The organism is Acidovorax sp. GW101-11A03 (assembly GCF_059424825.1).
The window spans coordinates 1-16,700 of sequence record NZ_JBWKZU010000084.1 but is presented as its reverse complement, the minus strand read 5'-3'; the positions used below and the strand labels follow the sequence as shown (position 1 = coordinate 16,700).

Sequence of the window (16,700 nt, the reverse complement as noted above, 5' to 3'; positions counted from 1 at the left end):
TTGCAGGGCCATGCTGAAGTGGTGCCAGGGCGCGGCGGCCGGGCCTTCGCGCAGGTACAGGCTGCGCACCACCCCGTCGCCGTCGGGGGCTACATGCACATGGCCCAGGTCGGCGGCGGCCTGGGCAAATGCGGGCCAGGGCAGGTCGGTGGCGTTGCCCGTGGGGCCATAGCCGCGCCGCAACACGGGCAGCACCACCCGCCCGCTGCGCCGGATGGCGTCGGTGAGCAGCAGGTCGTCCTCGGGGTAGTCCAGGTCGGCTTCGTTGAACAACACGTCCATGCCGATCACATGCGGGTTCTGCGCCGAGATCCGCGTGATGAGTTCGGCATGCAGGGCCCGGCGCCAGGGCCAGCGGCCGATGGCGGCAATGCTGGGGTCGTCAATGGCCACGAGCACGATGTCCGGGTGCGGGGCGCGAGAGACCAGGCGCAGCCCGGCGTCCTGCACGAGGTGGTTCACCCGGCCCAGGCTCTCAGGCGTGCTGAGCCATGCCACCAGGGCCAGCAGCACAAGGGCCAGCACCGACCATTCCAGGCGGCGCCTGCGGCGGCGGCTGTGGGCAATGCTCAGCATGGGGCGGTGTCAGCGCCCGGGCGGGGCGCTGCAAAGGGGCATGTGCCGTCGGTGCCCGCCAGGGCACAGCGGCTGCAATGCGCGCTCAAGGGCGCCCCACCGGCGCTCCGCTGGAGGTGGACACCGGCAGCCCGGCGCCGGTGCGGATGCCCGTGCCTACGCGGATCTTGCGGGGCTGCGAGAACTCGCTTTCCAGGCCACTGGGGTCCAGCACCTGGATGCGCACCAGGTACTCGCCTGCGGGCAGGTTGCTGCCAGTCCAGCTGGGGGCGTCCAGCACTGTGTCCTGGGCGGGTTGGGCAAAAGCTGCGTCCGAGGCAGCGGCCAGCTGCAGCCGGAAGCGCTGGCCCGGCTGGGCCGGCCAGTGCAGGCGCACCGTGGGTTCGCCGTCGTCGGCCTGCAAAGCCTGCAGGGACAGCGTGGCCGGGCGTTCGGCCACGGTGAAGGGTTGCGGCGGGGCAAACGGGCCCTGGTCGGCCTGGCCGCCCTGCAACTGCTGAACGCTGGCCATGCGCCAGAAGTAGTTGCCCACGGGCAGGGCGCCAATGGGCAGGCGGCATTCGTCCAGGCGCTGTTCGTCGCGCAGGGGCTCGGAGAACTTCGCATCGGCGGCCACCTGCACGCGGTACCAGCGCACGCCAGGCACCTCGGTGCAGCGCAGCTCGGCCGCGCCGCTGGGCACCACGGCGCCGGGGGCGGGGGACTGGTGCAGCGGTGCCACGGGCCGGGTCTTGATGGTGAAGGGCTGTACGGCGGGCTGGCCTGCAATCCCGGCCTCGTCCACGGCCCGCACGGCCAGGTAGTAGCGGCCGTCTTCGAGCGCTTTCCAACGCAGGCGCCCATCGGCAAAGCTGCCATGGCGCAGCACCTGGGTGAGCGCTTCGTCCTGCGCCACCTGGGCCAGGTAGCGTGTGGCGCCCGGGGCCGTGGGCAGGTCGATGGCCAGCAGGCTGGTATCGCCCAGCATGGCGGGCATGCCCGAGGTGTCGGGCGGTGGCAGCAGGGGGCGGGCTGCGCCCACGGTGCCATCGGTGGCCACGGCCAGGCCCTGGCCTGGTGCGAGCAGGGCGGTGGGGGCGGTCAGCGATGCGCCGGGGCGGCTGTCGGTGTCGCGCCGGGACTGCACCGCCACCGAGCCGTTGAGCACCGAGGCCGTGGTCTGGCCCGAGTCCGCCATGGCCACGCTGAAGTGGGTGCCGCGCACGCTGGTCACGGCCAGCGGGGTGCGGATTTCGAACCGGCGCAGGGATTCGGTGCTGGGGGGGACGGTCGATTCCACGCCACCCTTGTGCATCTCCAGCACCGACTGCACGCTGCCCGCGCGGCCACGGCGGCGCAACTGCCGCAGCTGCAGCTCAGACTGCGCCTGCACCCGGACCACCGTGCCATCGGCCAGCTTGACGGCCACAAAGGATTCCGGGCCCACCTGCAGCGACGTGCCTTCCTCCAGCTTGCCGCCAGGGCTGACAGGGGCGGGAGCATCACCGGCCCGCGCCTGTGCCGTGACGGCACCTTGCACGAACTGCACCGTGGCCGACTCGCTGGGCTGCAGGCGCACCGGGATCCAGATCACCGAGCCCGGCTGCAGGCGCCGGGGATCGGCCACCTTGTTGCGGGTCTGCAGCTGCTGCCACTGCCGGGGTGCGGCCAGGTAGTCCCGGGCCAGGCCTTCCAGGGTGTCCCCCTCCTTGACGATGTGGGCCACCTCATCCCCCTGGGAGGAGTGCGGGCTGGCCTGTGCTCCCCGGGCTGCAAGGCCTGTGAGGGTCACCAGAGCCAGCGCAGCGGCAGTGCAGGGGGTCCAGCGGATGTGCGGGATGGTGGGGATCAAGTCAATTCTCCTTCATGCGGCCCAGAGCAGGCGAGGCCGCTTGTGGCGGGGCCTGCGGGGTTCTTTCATGTCTGGGTCAGCCTTTGCGCTGGGCTTCGACGGCTTCGAAACGGTAGCCTACGCCATACACCGCCGTGACGATGAAGCCATTGGCCGGGCGCAGGTCCAGCAGGGTGCGCAGGCGTGAGATGTGGGTGTCCAGCGAGCGCGACATGACATCCGCCACCTGACCCCAGACGATTTCCTTGAGGTGGTCGCGCGACAGCAACCGGCCCATGTTCTGGAACAGGAACAGCGCGAGGTCGTATTCGCGGTTCTTGAGTTCCACGGGCACACCGTCCATTTCGATGGCGCGGGTTTCGGGCAGAAACCGGTAGCGGCCAAACTCCAGCACGCTGGCTGCGTTGTCGGGGTAGGCGCGGCGCAGCAGTGCGGCCACGCGGGCATTGAGTTCGCCGATGCGCACGGGCTTGACCATGAAGTCGTCCGCTCCGCTGGCCAGGCCTTCAACGATGTCGCGTTCTTCCTGCCGGTTGGTCACGAACAGGATGGGCAATTGCGCGGCCACGTTCTTGCGCACCCAGCGCACCACCTCGGGCCCGGTGGTGTCGGGCAGGTGCCAGTCCACGATCAGCAGGTCAAAGGTCTCGCGGCGCAGCGTGCGCAGCAACTCGGCGCCGGTCAGGTGTGTGTGGCAGACATGGCCCGTCGCCTCGGTGGCCTGCTTGATCAGATCCAGCTGAAGCGCATCGTCGTCCAGAGCGGCTATGCGCATGGTGTCCCCCATCGAAATCGAAGCCGGGAATTATTCGCGATATCCCGCACCTGACCTAGCGGACCTGTGCGGGCGTGCGGGTGGTTTGACATTTGTTAACCCTTTGTTGTGTGTGGCAGACGCGGGGGCAGCCATCAAGGCGATGGTGGCCGGGGGTCAGTCAGTGGGGCGATCTCGCGCACCAGCCGCATGCCGACCAGCGGATACCGCGTCTGTGGCGTGTTCCAGTTGCGAAAGCCGCAACGTGCATAAAACGACCAGGTATGCCACGAGCCGCCCCTGCGCACCCGCACACCGCCCTCGGTCGGGCCCTGGGGGTCGGCCTCTGGCGAGTGGGCGTAGTAGTTGTCGTCGTGCCAGTCTGCCACCCATTCCCAGGCGTTGCCCAGCATGTCGTGCAGGCCAAAGGCATTGGCGGCATAGCTGCCCACAGGGGAGGTAAAGGCATGACCGTCGCTGCCCGCCAGCGCATGATTGCGCCAGCGTGGCCACAGGGGGGCGGCGTCCTGGTCAAAAGTGTTGGCCACCCGCACCAGGCCTTGCGGATCGTCGCCATGGGGATAAAGGTTGCGGGTGCCCGCGCGGCAGGCATACTCCCACTCGGCCTCGGTGGGCAGGCGGTAGTGGTGGCCCTCTGTGCGGCTTAGCCAGCGCGCCAGGGCCTGGGCGTCGTTCCAGGTGATGTTGACGACCGGGTGGTCCGGGCCCTGCGCAAACCCGGGATTGCGCCATGAGTACCGGGGTAACCGGCCCTCGAATGCATCGCCGCGCTGGGTGGTGGCCGGGTCGTACTGGGAGTTGTAGCCATAACCTCCCGTGCCATCGGCCTCGGACTCAGGCTGGTAGCCCGAGGCTTCGACAAACCGCTGGAACTGCCCCACCGTGACCTCGTGCTGGCCCAGGTAGAACGCGCGGCGGATGTGCACGTCATGGCCGGGCTCTTCATCGATCAGGTCGGTGAAGCGTTTTTTCTCCAGCTGCGGGTAGGTCTCGGCCAGCATCTCCACCGGGGGCAGGCCCCCCATCCAGAACCGGCCTGCAGGCACCTGCACAAACACCATGCCCAGGCTGTTGATCCAGGTGGAGGTTGCCGGGGGCTCCGAGCGAGGTGCGTGCTGGCACCCCGCCAGCAGCGCGGCCAGGGCCAGCAGGGCCCCACGGGCGCCCGCACGGCGGGTGCGTATGGAGCTGGCTGCGGGCATCAAGGTTTGTCAGGCAGTTCGCTCACGCACTCAAAAACCAGGCGTGAGCCGTCGTTGCGCAGCAGCTTGGCGTGCAGTGCCAGGCGCTGGCATTCGCGACTGGCGGTGGCATAGGCCTGGGAGGTGTCCGGGCCGTACACCGGCACGCTGAAGGTGCGGTCCCGCCCAGAGGCCATGGGGCCGGAGGAGTGGTGAGGCTGGCTGGCATTGCAACCGGCCAGCAGGGCCAGCACAGAGACCGAGGCAAACAACAGTTTCATGGGATTCTCCAGATCAGTCCAGGTGCCCAGTTTAAGGGCCGGGTGCAAGGGGGCAGCCGCTGGGCATGTTTGCGCGTATCCCCGCTGTGCACGGGGCGGGAGACGCACTACAGTGTGCCAACCATGCTGGGCTGCATCGTGTGGCGCCAGCCAAAGAGGGGGCGGGATGGCAGGCACGCAATCACCGGTCACACACGACGCCTGGCGCGCCTGGGCGCTGCGGGTGCTGTGGGCACTCGGCCTGCTGGCCTTGCTGCAAGCGCTGCCGGTGTGGGCCCCGCTGCAGCGGCTGGAATACGACCTGCTGGCCAGCATCACGGCCCCGGTGCGGCCCGATGTGGGTGTGCTGGTGGTGGGGCTCGACGAGCCCAGTCTGGCCGCGCTGAACATGAGCCCGCCCCTGCCGCGCCGCCTGCATGCGCAGCTGGTAGATGCCGTATCGGATGCAGGTGCCGCTGCGCTGGGCATCGACATGCTGTTTGCCGCACCCCAGACACCCGAGGACGACGCGGCCCTGGCCCAGGCGCTGCAAGGGCGCTTGCCCGTGGTGCTGGCCACGGCCGATGTGGAGGTGCCCAGCTCGCAGGTGGCGCAATACCGGCAGACCGTGCCGTCCGTGTTCCCCCATGCCCGGTTTGGCAGTGTGGCCGTCGAGTCGGATGGCGACGGCGTGCTGCGTCGCGCCCCGGGGCACGATGCAGCGCTGTGGCGCGTGCTGGCCCAAGCCGCAGGGCGTGCGGTCACCCCCCCTCCAGAGGGCGCGCTGTTGCGCTACTACGCGCCAGAGCTGCCATTGCCTTACGCCCATTACACCCAGGCGCTGGAGCCCGCGCGCATGCTGGCGCCTGGCGCCTTGCAAGGCCGGGTGCTGCTGCTGGGGCAGAACACGCCGGTGGACGGCGTGGACCAGTTCGCCACCCCCTTGCACGTGCTGGGTGCGGGCACCCAGTCGGGTGTGCTGGTGCATGCCACGGCGCTGATCAACGGGCTTGCGGGCGACTGGATCCGGCCCGCGCACCCCCTGGGGCCGTTCGTGCAAGCCGTGCTGGCGGTGGGCGCGGTGGCAGCGCTCACACGCCGCTGGCGCGGGGCGCGGGCCGCATGGCTCAGCGCCGTGCTGGCGCTGCTGGCCGTGGCGGGCGGGTGGTGGGCCCTGGTGGCGGGCCTGTGGTGGAGCGCACTGCCCACGCTGGCAGGTCTGGCGCTGCATTTCAACGTGGGGGCGGCTGACAGCTATTGGCGCGAACACCGCCGCCGCGAGCAGCTGCGCGCAGACTTTGCCCGCTATGTGCCGCCCGCCGTGGTCGATGCGCTGGTGGCCGAAGGCGCGGCCCCGGTGCTGCAAGGCGAGCGCCGCGTGTTGACCCTGCTGTTCTCCGACCTGGCCGGCTTCACGGCCGCCAGCGAGCGTTTGCCGTCCGAGGCTGTGGCCCAGGCGCTCAACGCCTATTTCTCGCGCATGACCCACACCGTGCACCAGCATGGCGGCACGCTCGACAAGTTCATTGGCGACGCCGTCATGGCCTTCTGGAACGCGCCCCTGCCCGAGCCTGCCCATGCGGCGCGCGCACTGGCCTGCGCCCAGGCCATGCAGGCCGAGATGGTGGCCCTGCGCGCCCAATGGGCGGGCACACCGTTTGCGCAGGTGCAGCTGCGCATTGGCCTGCACACCGGCGAGGCGGCGGTGGGCCACCTGGGCTCGCACGAACGCTTCACCTACACCGCCGTGGGCGATGCAGTGAACACCGCCGCGCGGCTCGAAGGGGCCAACAAGGCCTTTGGCTCCAGCATCCTTCTCTCCGGCGCCACGCGTGCGGCCCTGCCCGCCGGGGGCCCCGAGCACGCGCACCTGCTCTGGCTCGACACCGTGGTGCTGGCCGGGCGCAGCACGGGGCTGGATGTGTACACCCCGTGCGACGACGCCACGCTGGTGGCCATGAGCCAGGCGCTGCAACACCATTTGCAAGCCGCCGAATGGGCCCCGGCCCTGGCGTGTTGTGCTGAATGGCAGGCCCACGCGCACCGCAAGGCGCCACAGTGGGCGCTGCATGCCGATCAGCTCCACGCCCGGGTGCTCGCCCTGGCCGATGCCGCAGAGCAGGCCCCGGCCGCGCCACCGTCTTTTGGCGCCCGTGCGCTCGACAAATAGAAGACTCCGAACCTCCCGATGAAAGGCCACACCATGCCATCCCATCGCCGCTTCTTCCGTTGGACCCGTTTGGGCCTCGCGCTCGGTGCGATGGGCAGTGCCACCGCCTGGGCGCAGTGCGCAGGCGGTGCACCCGTGCCCGGTGCGTCTGCAGCGCAGATCGTGGCGCTGGCGGGCCAGGGCCAGACCCGGGCGCCTGGTGTGGAGCCCTGGTCCCCCGCCGCGCTGGCGCAGCAGCTCGGGGCCGGAGCCGACATGCGCACGCTGGCGCTGTCGTCCGCCGCCCTGTTGCTGGCCGACCGCACCCAGATCCGCATGTCGGCCAGCGCCCAGGTACGGCTGTGCGAGTCGCAGCCCCAGCGCACCCTGCTGGAACTGGCGGCCGGGCGCCTCTGGGCCCGCACCAAGAAAACCCCGGCCACCCTGCAGCTGCAAACCCCCGCCGCCCTGGCCGTGGTGCGCGGCACCGACTGGGATGTGGAGGTGGATGCAGCCGGGCGCACCACGCTCACCGTGCTCTCGGGCCTGGTGGAGCTGTCCAATGCCCAGGGCAGCGTGCAACTGGGCCCGGCCGAGCAGGGCTTTGTGGAGCCGGGGCGGGCGCCCGTCAAGCGCGTGCTGGTCAACCCCCGCGAGCGGGTGCAGTGGGTCGCGGCCTACCCCACCGACACCACACGCTGGGCCGAATTCCAGCGCCCCGACATCGCACCCGCGCTGGCCGACCTGCGCGCAGCGCTGCAGGCAGGCCAATGGAGCACTGCGCAGGCCCAGCTGCAGCAGATGGCAGCGCGGGGCGACGCCAGCGCCGTGGTGCACTTGGTGCTGGCCGACCTGGACCTGCGAAACGGTCAGATGGACGCCGCCCAGGCCCGCCTGGCCGCTGCCTGGCCGCGCACACAAGACCCGCGCATCGCCGCCCGCCGCGCCGAGCTGCTGATGGCGCTGGACCGCCCCGCCGAGGCCCGCGCCTGGCTGGACACCACCCGCACCGCCGCCCCCGCCGCGCCCGAGCTGTTGCTGGCCGATGCCGACTGGCACCGCCTGGAGGGCCGGGGCGACGCCGCCCTGGCCCTGTACCGCCAGGCGGCCGATGCGGCGCCCGTAGGCACGGCGCCGCAGGCCGCTGCGCTGTGGGGCCTGGGCCGTGCGCTGCAGGAGCGGGGCGACCTGCATGCCGCCCGCACCACCCTGGCGCGCGCCGTGGCGCTGGCGCCCGACCACCCCGCCTACCGGGCCGAGCTGGCCACGGCCGACACCGAGGCACTGCGGCTGGCCGACGCACGCACCGGCTTTGACGCCGCCCTGGCGCTGGCGGGCGACGACTACACCAGCCTGGCCGGTGCGGGCCTGCTGGCGCTGCAGCAGGGCGACGCCGAGGGCGCGCGAACCCAGCTGCTCAAGGCGCTGGTGATTGAGCCTCGCTATGCACGCGCCCAGGTGTGGCTGGCCGTGGCCGAGTACCGGCTGGGCGAGCTGGCCGCTGCCCTGGATTCGCTGGACCGCGCCCGCTTGGCCGACCCCAACGACCCGCTGCCCTGGCAGATCGAAGCCATCCTGCGCAACGACAGCGGCCAGCCCGAGGCGGCGATGGCCGCCGCGCGCCAGGCGCTGGTGCGGCTGCCCGCCCTCAAGTCGCTCAACCCGCTGGTGTCCGACAGCCAGGGCTCGGCCAACCTGGGCAAGGCGCTGGGTGACTTCGGGCTGGAGCACTGGGCGCGCGCCTATGCGCAGCAGTCGTACTACCCGCTCTGGGCGGGCAGCCATTTCTTCATGGCCAATCGGCACGAGAGCGACTACAGCCGCAATTCCGAGCTGTACCAGGGCTACCTGGCCGACCCGCTGGCGCTGGGCCTGGGCGAGCGGCAGGTGCCCGTGTTGCCCACCGAGGGCCGTGAAACCGTGTGGACCGCCAGCGCCGAACGCAACCCCGTGCATTCGGCCCTGGTGGGCGCGGTGACCCTGCGCGGGCTCGATGCCAGCACGGTGCCCATGGCCTGGCTGGCCCGGGCCACCGGGCTGCGCATGTGGCCCCGCGGTGGGTCGGGCTCGTACTGGATGACTGCGCCCATGGCCACGTTGGGCTGGGGCGCGCGGCCTACGGACCAGCTGGGCCTGTTTGTGGTGCACGACCAGGGCTGGGACCGCGTGGGCTACCCAGGCGGGCTGGACCTGGGGCCTGCGCGTTTTGACGGCGTGGCGCGCACCCATGCCGCGCGCACCGATGCCGGTGGGGCCTGGCGCTGGTCGGCCGACGCGCAGACCTGGCTCAAGGTGCACCACGTGCGCAGCACCAACACCCGCGTGCTCGACTTCGACGCCTGGGGCCCGCAGAACTCGCGGGTGCAGGACGGCATGGACGGCGTGATGCTGCGGCATGTGGTGCAACTGCCCGGGCAGCGGCTCAGCGCCGGGTGGGAAAACGTCCGCGCCCAGGCCCGCTCCGGGCTGTACGACCCCGGTGTGCCCTGGGAGGCGTCGGACGGCACCACCACCGCGCGTTTTGACATGCCCTGGATCACCTCCGAATGGCAGCACGGTGCCTGGGCGTGGGAGGTCGGCGCCGCCTGGCCGCGCCTGCGCGCGCGCTATGTCAATCGCTACTACAGCCAGATCACCGACGAAGATTTCTTTGCCCCCGACATCACCGAGGGCGGCCACACCCGGCGCCTGCGGCCCCGGGCAGGGCTGTCCTACCGCATCGGGCCGGGCCGTGCGCTGCACGCGGCCTATATCGAAAGCATGCACGCGCCCGCATCCCACACCCTGGCGCCCGTGGCCGTGGGTGCCATCGCCATCGACCACCAGTACCAGCGCCTGGGCAGCCTGGCGCGCAAACGGGCGGTGCAGCTCGATTGGGAGATCGATGCGCGCACCTTTGCCTGGGGCGTGCTCAGCAGCCAGTCCATTGCCAACCCGGTTTTTGCCGATGGCCGTTTGCTGGTGCCCAACCTGGGCAGTTCGGTGTCAGACCGGGCGGGTGTGCTGGCCCCAGTGGGCGCGTCGGGGCAGGTGGTGATCGATGCTTACAACGGCAATCCCTATTTCAGCCAGGGCCGCCTGCACCAGGCGGGCGCCGCGCTGAATCGCGTGCTCACCCCGCACTGGAGCGTGCTGGGCAGCTACACCTGGGCCCACTCGCGCAACACCGGTGCGCAACACGCGGGCAAGCTGCTGCCGGGGGTGCCGCAGCACACGGGGGTGCTGGCCAATGTCTGGCGGCATGGCGCACGCGACCTGACGCTGGCGTCGCTGGTCTACCGGGGCTCGCGGTTTGCCGATGAGGCCAACACCCAGCCCCAGGGCGCGGGCTGGAGCTTCAACCTCGTGCTGTTCCGCGAATCGGCCGACCGCCGCTGGGCGTGGACGGGTACGCTGCAGACACCGCTGCATGGCACCGTGCGCCCCACGCTGTGGACCAGCCTGCGTTACCGCATGGATTGAGCACAGTTTTTAAGGGCTTTTTAGGCCCTCTGCGCGCGACCATTCAGTAATTTATGCTATCAAATATATAGCATTCAAGTGTGCCGGATGCTCAGGCTGCAGCCTCTGCATGCGCGGCCAGCGCAGCCAGTGCCGCTGCCACATCGGCATCTGCCACGCCATTCACAGGCGCCCGCTGCCCCGCCAGTGCGCCCAGCCCTTCGCGCTGCAGGCGGGCGATGGCCTGGCCTGCATCCTTGGGTGCGTCAAAACCCGTGCTTTGCAGCAGCAGGCGGCCATCGGCGTCCACCAGCTTGAAGTAGAACTTGCCATCGGCCTCGCGGTACTGCTTGAACGTGGGCAGGGCAGCCTTGGCGGCCTTTGCTGGCTTGGCGGCGGTGCTGGCCTGCGCCAGGCTGCGCAGACCCACGGCCGAGCGCAGTTCGCGGATGAACGGTGTGGCCAGCGCGCGGGCGCGCTCGGCACCGGCCAGCAGCGTGGTTTCGATGCGGGCGGGGTTGTGGATCAGGTCTTCGTACTTGGCGCGCATGGGCGCAATCACCTGGTCCACGCGCTCGAACAGCACCTGCTTGGCATCGCCCCAGGCAATGCCGTCGGCATAGGCCTTGCGCAGTGCTTCTGTTTCGTCGGCCGTGGCAAAGGCCTGGTAGATCTGGAACAGTGCCGAGCCCTCGACCTCCTTGGCTTCGCCGGGCGCGCGCGAGTCGGTGAGGATGGAGCCGATGAGCTTCTTGAGCTGCTCGCGCGAGCTGAACAGCGGGATGGTGTTGTCGTAGCTCTTGCTCATCTTGCGGCCGTCCAGGCCGGGCAGCGTGGCCACATGGTCGTCAATCGCCGCTTCGGGCAGCACAAAGTGCTCGCCATACAGGTGGTTGAAGCTGGCCGCCATGTCGCGCGCCATCTCGATGTGCTGGATCTGGTCGCGGCCCACGGGCACCTTGTGCGCCTTGAACATCAGGATGTCTGCGCCCATGAGCACGGGGTACATGAACAGGCCCGCCGTCACGCCGTCGTCCTGCTCGCGCCCGGCGGCGGTGTTCTTGTCCACGCTGGCCTTGTAGGCGTGGGCGCGGTTGAGCACGCCCTTGCCGGTCACGCAGGTCAGCAGCCAGGTCAGCTCGGGGATCTCGGGGATGTCGGACTGGCGGTAGAAGGTGACCTTCTCGGGGTCCAGGCCCGCCGCCAGCCAGCTGGCCGCAATCTCCAGCGTGGAGCGCTGGATGCGCACCGGGTCCTCGCACTTGATGAGCGCGTGGTAGTCGGCCAGGAAGTAGAAGCTTTGCACGCCAGGCTGCAGGCTGGCCGCCACCGAGGGGCGGATCGAGCCGACAAAGTTGCCCAGGTGGGGCGTGCCCGTGGTGGTGATGCCGGTGAGAAAACGCGTGGTGCTCATGGGAACAAATCAGCTGGAAAGGAGAAGAAAAAAGGAAGTTCAGCGCAGCAGGGCAGTGAGGGGCGTGAGCAGCAGGTTGATGGTGCTGTAGCCCAGCGCCATCAGCGGGCGCAGCCACAGGGCCCCCACCACGCCTGCAATCACTAGGCCCATCACAATGAAAAAGCCCCAGGGCTCGATGCGCGAGACCATGTGCGCCTGCTTCCAGGGCAGCAGGCCCACCAGGATGCGCCCGCCGTCGAGTGGGGGCAGCGGAAACAGGTTGAAGGCCCACATCACCAGGTTGACCAGCACACCCGCGCGGGCCATCTCGATGAAGAAGCGCTCTTCCACGCCAGAGCCCAACAGCGCCACGAGCAGAACGGCCCAGCCAATGGCCTGGATGAAGTTGGATGCCGGCCCTGCCAGTGCCACCCAGATCATGTGCTGCTTGGGCTTGCGCAGGTTGCCGAAGTTGACCGGCACTGGCTTGGCGTAGCCGAACAGGAATGCCCCTGAGGTGGCGAAGTACAGCAGCAGCGGCATCAGGATGGTGCCTACCGGGTCGATGTGCTTGAGGGGGTTGAGCGTGATGCGACCCATCATGTAGGCCGTGTTGTCGCCAAAGTGGCGCGCCGCGTAGCCATGGGCCGCCTCGTGCACGGTGATGGCAAACAGCACCGGCAGGGCGTAGATCAGAACGGTTTGGATGAGATTGGAGGTGTCCACCCGGGGGATTGTCTCAGACCGCCCGCCGCCCGGCGGTCCCGCAGGCGGCGGGTCGGGCGATTGTGGGTTGTACGTACGCTGGAGGCAGGCCCGGCTGGGCGATCATTGCAGGTTGCGGGCCCACGCCGGGTGTGCCCCTCAAAAATCACTACAACAGTTCTAGAGAGACGACGCGCATGTTGAACCATCTGAAGATCGGAACACGCCTGACGCTGGCGTTTGGCGGCATTGGCCTGGTGGTGCTGCTGCTGATGGCCATGGTGCTGGCTGGCATTGGCGGGGCCGAGCAGGCCCTGCAGGGCGGTGCGGTGGGTGCGCAGCAGGTGCAGGCAGCGCAGGCCCACCTGGGCAGCGTGCGGGCCTGGGCCATCGGCTGCAGCGTGGCGGTGTTCGTGCTGGCGCTGCTGGCGGTGGTCAGCCTGCGCGCGGGCATCGTGGCGCCGCTGAACCAGGCCATCCTGATTGCCGAAACCGTGGCCTCGGGCGACCTGAGCCAGGAGTTCAGTTCCGATCTGCAGGGTGATTTTGGCCGCCTGCTGGACGCGCTGGGCACCATGGAAGACACGCTGACCGATCTGGTCGCGCGCATCAAGCAGGACGCCGACGCCATCAGCGCCTCAGCCGCCGACATCGACCACGGCAACACCGACCTCTCGCGCCGCGCCGAAGACCAGGTGTCATCCCTCACCCAGACGGCCGCCAGCATGGAGCAGCTCACGGCCACCGTGCGCCAGAACGCCGAGCGTGCCCATTCGGCCAGTGGCCTGGCCGTAAAGGCCTCGGCCATTGCCGAGCAGGGCGGCACCGTGGTGGGCGAGGTGGTGCAGACCATGCAGGCCATCAGCGGCAGCTCGCGCAAGATCGTGGACATCATCCAGGTCATCGAAGGCATCGCCTTCCAGACCAACATCCTTGCGCTCAACGCCGCCGTCGAGGCCGCGCGCGCAGGTGAACAGGGCCGGGGCTTTGCCGTGGTGGCCAGCGAGGTGCGCAACCTGGCCCAGCGCAGCGCGGTGGCCGCGCGCGAGATCAAGGCGCTGATCAGTGCATCCGTCGAGCAGGTCGAAAGCGGCGCAGGCCAGGTGGGCCAGGCGGGCAAGACCATGGAAGAAATCGTTGGCGCCGTGGGCCAGGTGAGCGCCTTGCTGGGCGAAATCTCCGTGGCCCTGCGCGAGCAGAGCGAGGCCATCACCCACGTGAACCAGGCCGTGGCCCACATGGACGGCACGACCCAGGACACGGCGGCGCTGGTGCAGGGCGCCGTGGCCACCGCCTCGTCCTTGACCGCTCAGGCGCGCGATCTGGAGCAGGCCGTGGGCGCGTTCAAGTTGTAGCCCCCTGAGCGGCTGCGCCGCTTCCCCTTCAGGGGGACACCACAGTTTTACAACCCCAGCGCCTGCAGGCTGCCGCGCCCTTCGCGCACCACCTCGGGGTCGCCGCCCGCGCCCATGGGGGTCAGGTCCACCACCGTGGTGGGCTCCAGCGGGCAGGCGCCCGCGTCCACGATGGCGTCCAGCAGCTTTTCGTAGCGTTCGCGGATTTCCTGCGGGTCGTTCAGCGGCTCCGTTTCGCCCGCCGGGATCAGTGTGGTGGCCAGCAGCGGCGCGCCGTGCAGCTCCAGCAGCAGTTGCAGGCCCTTGCGGTCGGGCACGCGCAGGCCAATGGTCTTGCGCGAGGGGTGGCTCACGCGGCGCGGCACTTCCTTGGTGGCTTCGAGGATGAAGGTGTAGGGCCCGGGCGTGCCCAGCTTGAGCAGGCGGTACTGGCGGTTGTCCACCCGTGCGTAGTTGGCCAGCTCCGACAGGTCGCGGCACAGCAGCGTGAGGTGGTGCTTCTCGTCCACCTGGCGGATGCGGCGCAGGCGGTCCACCGCGTCCTTGTCGTCCAGGTGGCAGACGAGCGCATAGCTGGAGTCGGTGGGCACGGCCAGGATGCCGCCCTTTTGCAGCAGCATCGCCCCCTGCTTGAGCAGGCGCGGCTGCGGGTTGTCGGGGTGGACTTCGAAATACTGGGCCATGGGCGTTGTGCGGGCGTCTTGCGGGCTGCTGGGGGGGCGGGGTCAGGCGGCGGGGTGCTGGATGCGGTCCGCCAGCAGCTCCCACACCGGGGTGAGCTGGCCCGGCAACAGGGGCAGCGTGCCCAGGTCGGTGTGGGATTCGTCGGGGCTGTGGAAGTCGCTGCCGCGCGAGGCGGCCAGGCCAAACTCCTCGGCCATGGCGGCGTAGGTCACGTATTCGGCAGCGGTATGGCTGCCGGTCACCACCTCCACGCCGCGCCCGCCGTGCTGCTTGAACTCCGAGAACAGCGCGTACTCCTCGTTGGCCGTGAATTTGTAGCGTGCCGGGTGGGCAATCACGGCCATGCCACCAGCCTCGGTGATCCAGCGCACCGCGTCGCCCAGGTTGGCCCAGCGGTGGGGCACGTAGCCGGGTTTGCCTTCGATGAGGTATTTGCGGAAGACTTCGGACGTGTCCTTGCACACGCCACTTTCCACCAGAAAACGCGCGAAATGCGTGCGCGAGATCAGGTCGGGGTTGCCCACAAACTGCAGCGCGCCTTCGTACGCGCCGTGGATGCCCACCTGCGCCAGCTGTGCGGCCATGTCCTGGGCACGTTCGCTGCGCCCGCCGCGTGTGGCAGCCAGGCCCCGGGCGAGCTGTGCGTCGTCAGGGTCGAACCCCAGGCCCACGATGTGCACGGTGGTATTGGCGAAGGTGACTGAAATCTCGGTGCCGGTGATGTAGGCCATGCCCTGCGCGCGGGCGGCGGCGGCGGCGCGGTGCTGGCCGCCGATTTCGTCATGGTCCGTCAACGCCCACAGCTCGACCCCGTTGGCCTTGGCCCGCGCGGCCAGGTCTTCGGGGCTCAGGGTGCCGTCGGAGACGACAGAGTGGCAGTGCAGGTCGGCGTTGAGTATGGGGGTCACCGGGTCATTTTAGGGCTTGTACCGATAACGCGCCCTGCCGAACCCAGCAACACTGCCTGAGGGGCCGGTGCTGGCGGCAGCGCGGCAGTGGATGGCATGTTCCAAGGAGCAAGCATGAAATTCAATGACCTGCGCGTGGCCCACAAGATGTGGAGCGTGATCCTCGGTTTGCTGGCCCTGATGCTGGTGGCCGCCATCTGGACCCAGTGGTACGGGCGTCAGGTGACTACCTCCACCGAGCAGGCCGTGGACAAGTACGAGGCCGCCATCACCACCGCCGTCAGCTGGCGCGGGCTGGCCGAGGTGGCCGTCACCATGTCGATGGCCAGTTTTGTGACCACCGACCAGGCGCTCAAGGCCGACTTTGATGCCCGGGTGGCCGCCCTCACGGCGCGCATTACGCCGGTGCAGGAAAAGATCAACAAGGCCGCCGTATCGGCCGACGACAAGGCCGCGCTGGCCGCCGTGGCCGCTGCGCGCGCCGACGTGCGGGGCCAGACCGACAAGCTCAAGGAACTGACCGACGCGGGCGATGCCGCCGCCAAACAGGCCTATCTGGCCAATGTGTACCGGCCCAAGGTCGTGGCCTACCTGGAGTCGATCGACAAATTTGTGGCCGTGCAGGAGCGCCAGCGCGAGGCAGCGGTGCAGGCTGCCCACACCATGCTCAATCGGCTGCTGATGATCGAGGTGGCCGCTGCCGTTGCCGTGGTGGCGCTGGGCATGCTGATGGCAGCGTGGCTGGTGCGCTCCATCACCCGCCCGCTGGACCGGGCTGTGGCGCTGGCCGAATCCATCTCGGGCGGTGACCTGACGCAGAACATCCACGACGACCGCAAGGACGAACTGGGCGTGCTCACCCGGGCCCTGTCGGGCATGGTCACGCGGCTGCGCACGGTGGTGAGCGAGGTGCGCCAGGGGGTGGACTCGGTGTCGTCGGCCTCGGTGGAGATTGCCAACGGCAACCACGACCTGTCGGCCCGCACCGAGCAGACCGCCTCGAACCTGGAAGAGGCTGCTGCCAGCATGGAGCAGCTCACAGCCACCGTGAGCCAGTCGGCCGACACGGCGCGCCAGGCCAACCAGCTCGCCGGCACGGCGGCCCAGGCCGCAGCACGGGGCGGCGAAGTGGTGGGCCAAGTGGTCACCAGCATGCAGCAGATCACCGACAGCAGCAAGAAGATCAGCGACATCATCGGCACCATCGACGGCATCGCGTTCCAGACCAACATCCTGGCGCTGAACGCCGCCGTGGAAGCCGCCCGCGCCGGTGAACAAGGCCGGGGCTTTGCGGTGGTGGCCAGCGAAGTGCGCAGCCTGGCGCAGCGCAGCGCCGAGGCGGCCAAAGAGATCAAAAACCTGATCAGCGCCAGCGTGCAAAACGTGGAATCGGGCTCGGCCCAGGTGGCGCAGGCCGGGCAAAGCATGGAAGAAATTGT

At 69.5% G+C, this 16,700-nt stretch carries 13 protein-coding genes; 4 read left to right on the top strand and 9 right to left on the bottom strand.

All coding sequences use genetic code 11. The features are described from left to right. The 5 genes from AC07Z7_RS22765 to AC07Z7_RS22745 form a co-directional block, all read right to left on the bottom strand. The coding region (locus AC07Z7_RS22765; RefSeq protein WP_494767754.1) for a CHASE2 domain-containing protein at positions 1–576 on the bottom strand (576 nt) is incomplete at its 3' end. A gap of 85 nt (positions 577–661) precedes the next feature. After that, positions 662–2,407, bottom strand: coding sequence for a FecR domain-containing protein (locus AC07Z7_RS22760; RefSeq protein ID WP_494767753.1), 1,746 nt, complete (start codon positions 2,405–2,407; stop codon positions 662–664). A gap of 76 nt (positions 2,408–2,483) precedes the next feature. Further along, a complete protein-coding gene (locus AC07Z7_RS22755) occupies positions 2,484–3,182 on the bottom strand; it encodes a response regulator transcription factor (RefSeq protein ID WP_494767752.1) in 699 nt (232 codons plus the stop codon). 134 nt (positions 3,183–3,316) lie between these two features. After that, positions 3,317–4,384 carry a formylglycine-generating enzyme family protein gene (locus AC07Z7_RS22750; RefSeq protein ID WP_494767751.1) on the bottom strand — a complete coding sequence of 356 codons (1,068 nt, stop codon included), beginning with the start codon at positions 4,382–4,384 and terminating at the stop codon, positions 3,317–3,319. After that, on the bottom strand, positions 4,384–4,644 hold the full coding sequence (locus AC07Z7_RS22745; protein WP_494767750.1) for a hypothetical protein: 261 nt from the start codon (positions 4,642–4,644) through the stop codon (positions 4,384–4,386). Before AC07Z7_RS22745 ends, AC07Z7_RS22750 begins: the two co-directional genes overlap by 1 nt. A 166-nt stretch (positions 4,645–4,810) precedes the next feature. Here AC07Z7_RS22745 and AC07Z7_RS22740 point away from each other — a divergent pair, with 166 nt between their 5' ends. Beyond that, positions 4,811–6,793, top strand: coding sequence for a CHASE2 domain-containing protein (locus AC07Z7_RS22740; RefSeq protein WP_494767749.1), 1,983 nt, complete (start codon positions 4,811–4,813; stop codon positions 6,791–6,793). 33 nt (positions 6,794–6,826) lie between these two features. Then, on the top strand, positions 6,827–10,234 hold the full coding sequence (locus AC07Z7_RS22735) for a tetratricopeptide repeat protein (RefSeq protein WP_494767748.1): 3,408 nt from the start codon (positions 6,827–6,829) through the stop codon (positions 10,232–10,234). Between the two features lie 91 nt (positions 10,235–10,325). Here the strand turns inward: AC07Z7_RS22735 and AC07Z7_RS22730 are convergent, their stop codons facing one another. Both AC07Z7_RS22730 and AC07Z7_RS22725 read right to left on the bottom strand, forming a co-directional pair. Beyond that, positions 10,326–11,627, bottom strand: a complete 1,302-nt coding sequence (locus AC07Z7_RS22730) for a tryptophan--tRNA ligase (RefSeq protein ID WP_494767747.1) — start codon at positions 11,625–11,627, stop codon at positions 10,326–10,328. 39 nt (positions 11,628–11,666) lie between these two features. After that, complete coding sequence (locus AC07Z7_RS22725) at positions 11,667–12,335, bottom strand: site-2 protease family protein (RefSeq protein ID WP_252657587.1); 669 nt, start codon at positions 12,333–12,335, stop codon at positions 11,667–11,669. Between the two features lie 176 nt (positions 12,336–12,511). Between AC07Z7_RS22725 and AC07Z7_RS22720 the strand changes: the two genes are divergently transcribed. Next, entirely contained in the window at positions 12,512–13,669 is a 1,158-nt protein-coding gene (locus AC07Z7_RS22720) for a methyl-accepting chemotaxis protein (protein ID WP_494767746.1), read from the top strand. A gap of 47 nt (positions 13,670–13,716) precedes the next feature. Here the strand turns inward: AC07Z7_RS22720 and AC07Z7_RS22715 are convergent, their stop codons facing one another. Both AC07Z7_RS22715 and AC07Z7_RS22710 read right to left on the bottom strand, forming a co-directional pair. Further along, entirely contained in the window at positions 13,717–14,352 is a 636-nt protein-coding gene (locus tag AC07Z7_RS22715) for an L-threonylcarbamoyladenylate synthase (protein WP_094291956.1), read from the bottom strand. 42 nt (positions 14,353–14,394) lie between these two features. Then, positions 14,395–15,261 (bottom strand): 3',5'-nucleoside bisphosphate phosphatase, encoded by an 867-nt coding sequence (locus tag AC07Z7_RS22710; RefSeq protein WP_094291955.1) that lies wholly within the window; start codon positions 15,259–15,261, stop codon positions 14,395–14,397. 114 nt (positions 15,262–15,375) lie between these two features. Here AC07Z7_RS22710 and AC07Z7_RS22705 point away from each other — a divergent pair. After that, on the top strand, positions 15,376–16,700 hold a 1,325-nt coding region (locus tag AC07Z7_RS22705), incomplete at its 3' end, for a methyl-accepting chemotaxis protein (RefSeq protein ID WP_494767745.1).

What these genes read in the sequence shown, in the direction of transcription:
- AC07Z7_RS22750 (WP_494767751.1), bottom strand. Translation starts at nt 4,384, where the DNA reads ATGCCCGCAGCCAGCTCCATACGCACCCGCCGTGCGGGCGCCCGTGGG.
- AC07Z7_RS22755 (WP_494767752.1), bottom strand. Translation starts at nt 3,182, where the DNA reads ATGCGCATAGCCGCTCTGGACGACGATGCGCTTCAGCTGGATCTGATC.
- AC07Z7_RS22745 (WP_494767750.1), bottom strand. Translation starts at nt 4,644, where the DNA reads ATGAAACTGTTGTTTGCCTCGGTCTCTGTGCTGGCCCTGCTGGCCGGT.
- AC07Z7_RS22715 (WP_094291956.1), bottom strand. Translation starts at nt 14,352, where the DNA reads ATGGCCCAGTATTTCGAAGTCCACCCCGACAACCCGCAGCCGCGCCTG.
- AC07Z7_RS22735 (WP_494767748.1), top strand. Translation starts at nt 6,827, where the DNA reads ATGCCATCCCATCGCCGCTTCTTCCGTTGGACCCGTTTGGGCCTCGCG.
- AC07Z7_RS22730 (WP_494767747.1), bottom strand. Translation starts at nt 11,627, where the DNA reads ATGAGCACCACGCGTTTTCTCACCGGCATCACCACCACGGGCACGCCC.
- AC07Z7_RS22720 (WP_494767746.1), top strand. Translation starts at nt 12,512, where the DNA reads ATGTTGAACCATCTGAAGATCGGAACACGCCTGACGCTGGCGTTTGGC.
- AC07Z7_RS22740 (WP_494767749.1), top strand. Translation starts at nt 4,811, where the DNA reads ATGGCAGGCACGCAATCACCGGTCACACACGACGCCTGGCGCGCCTGG.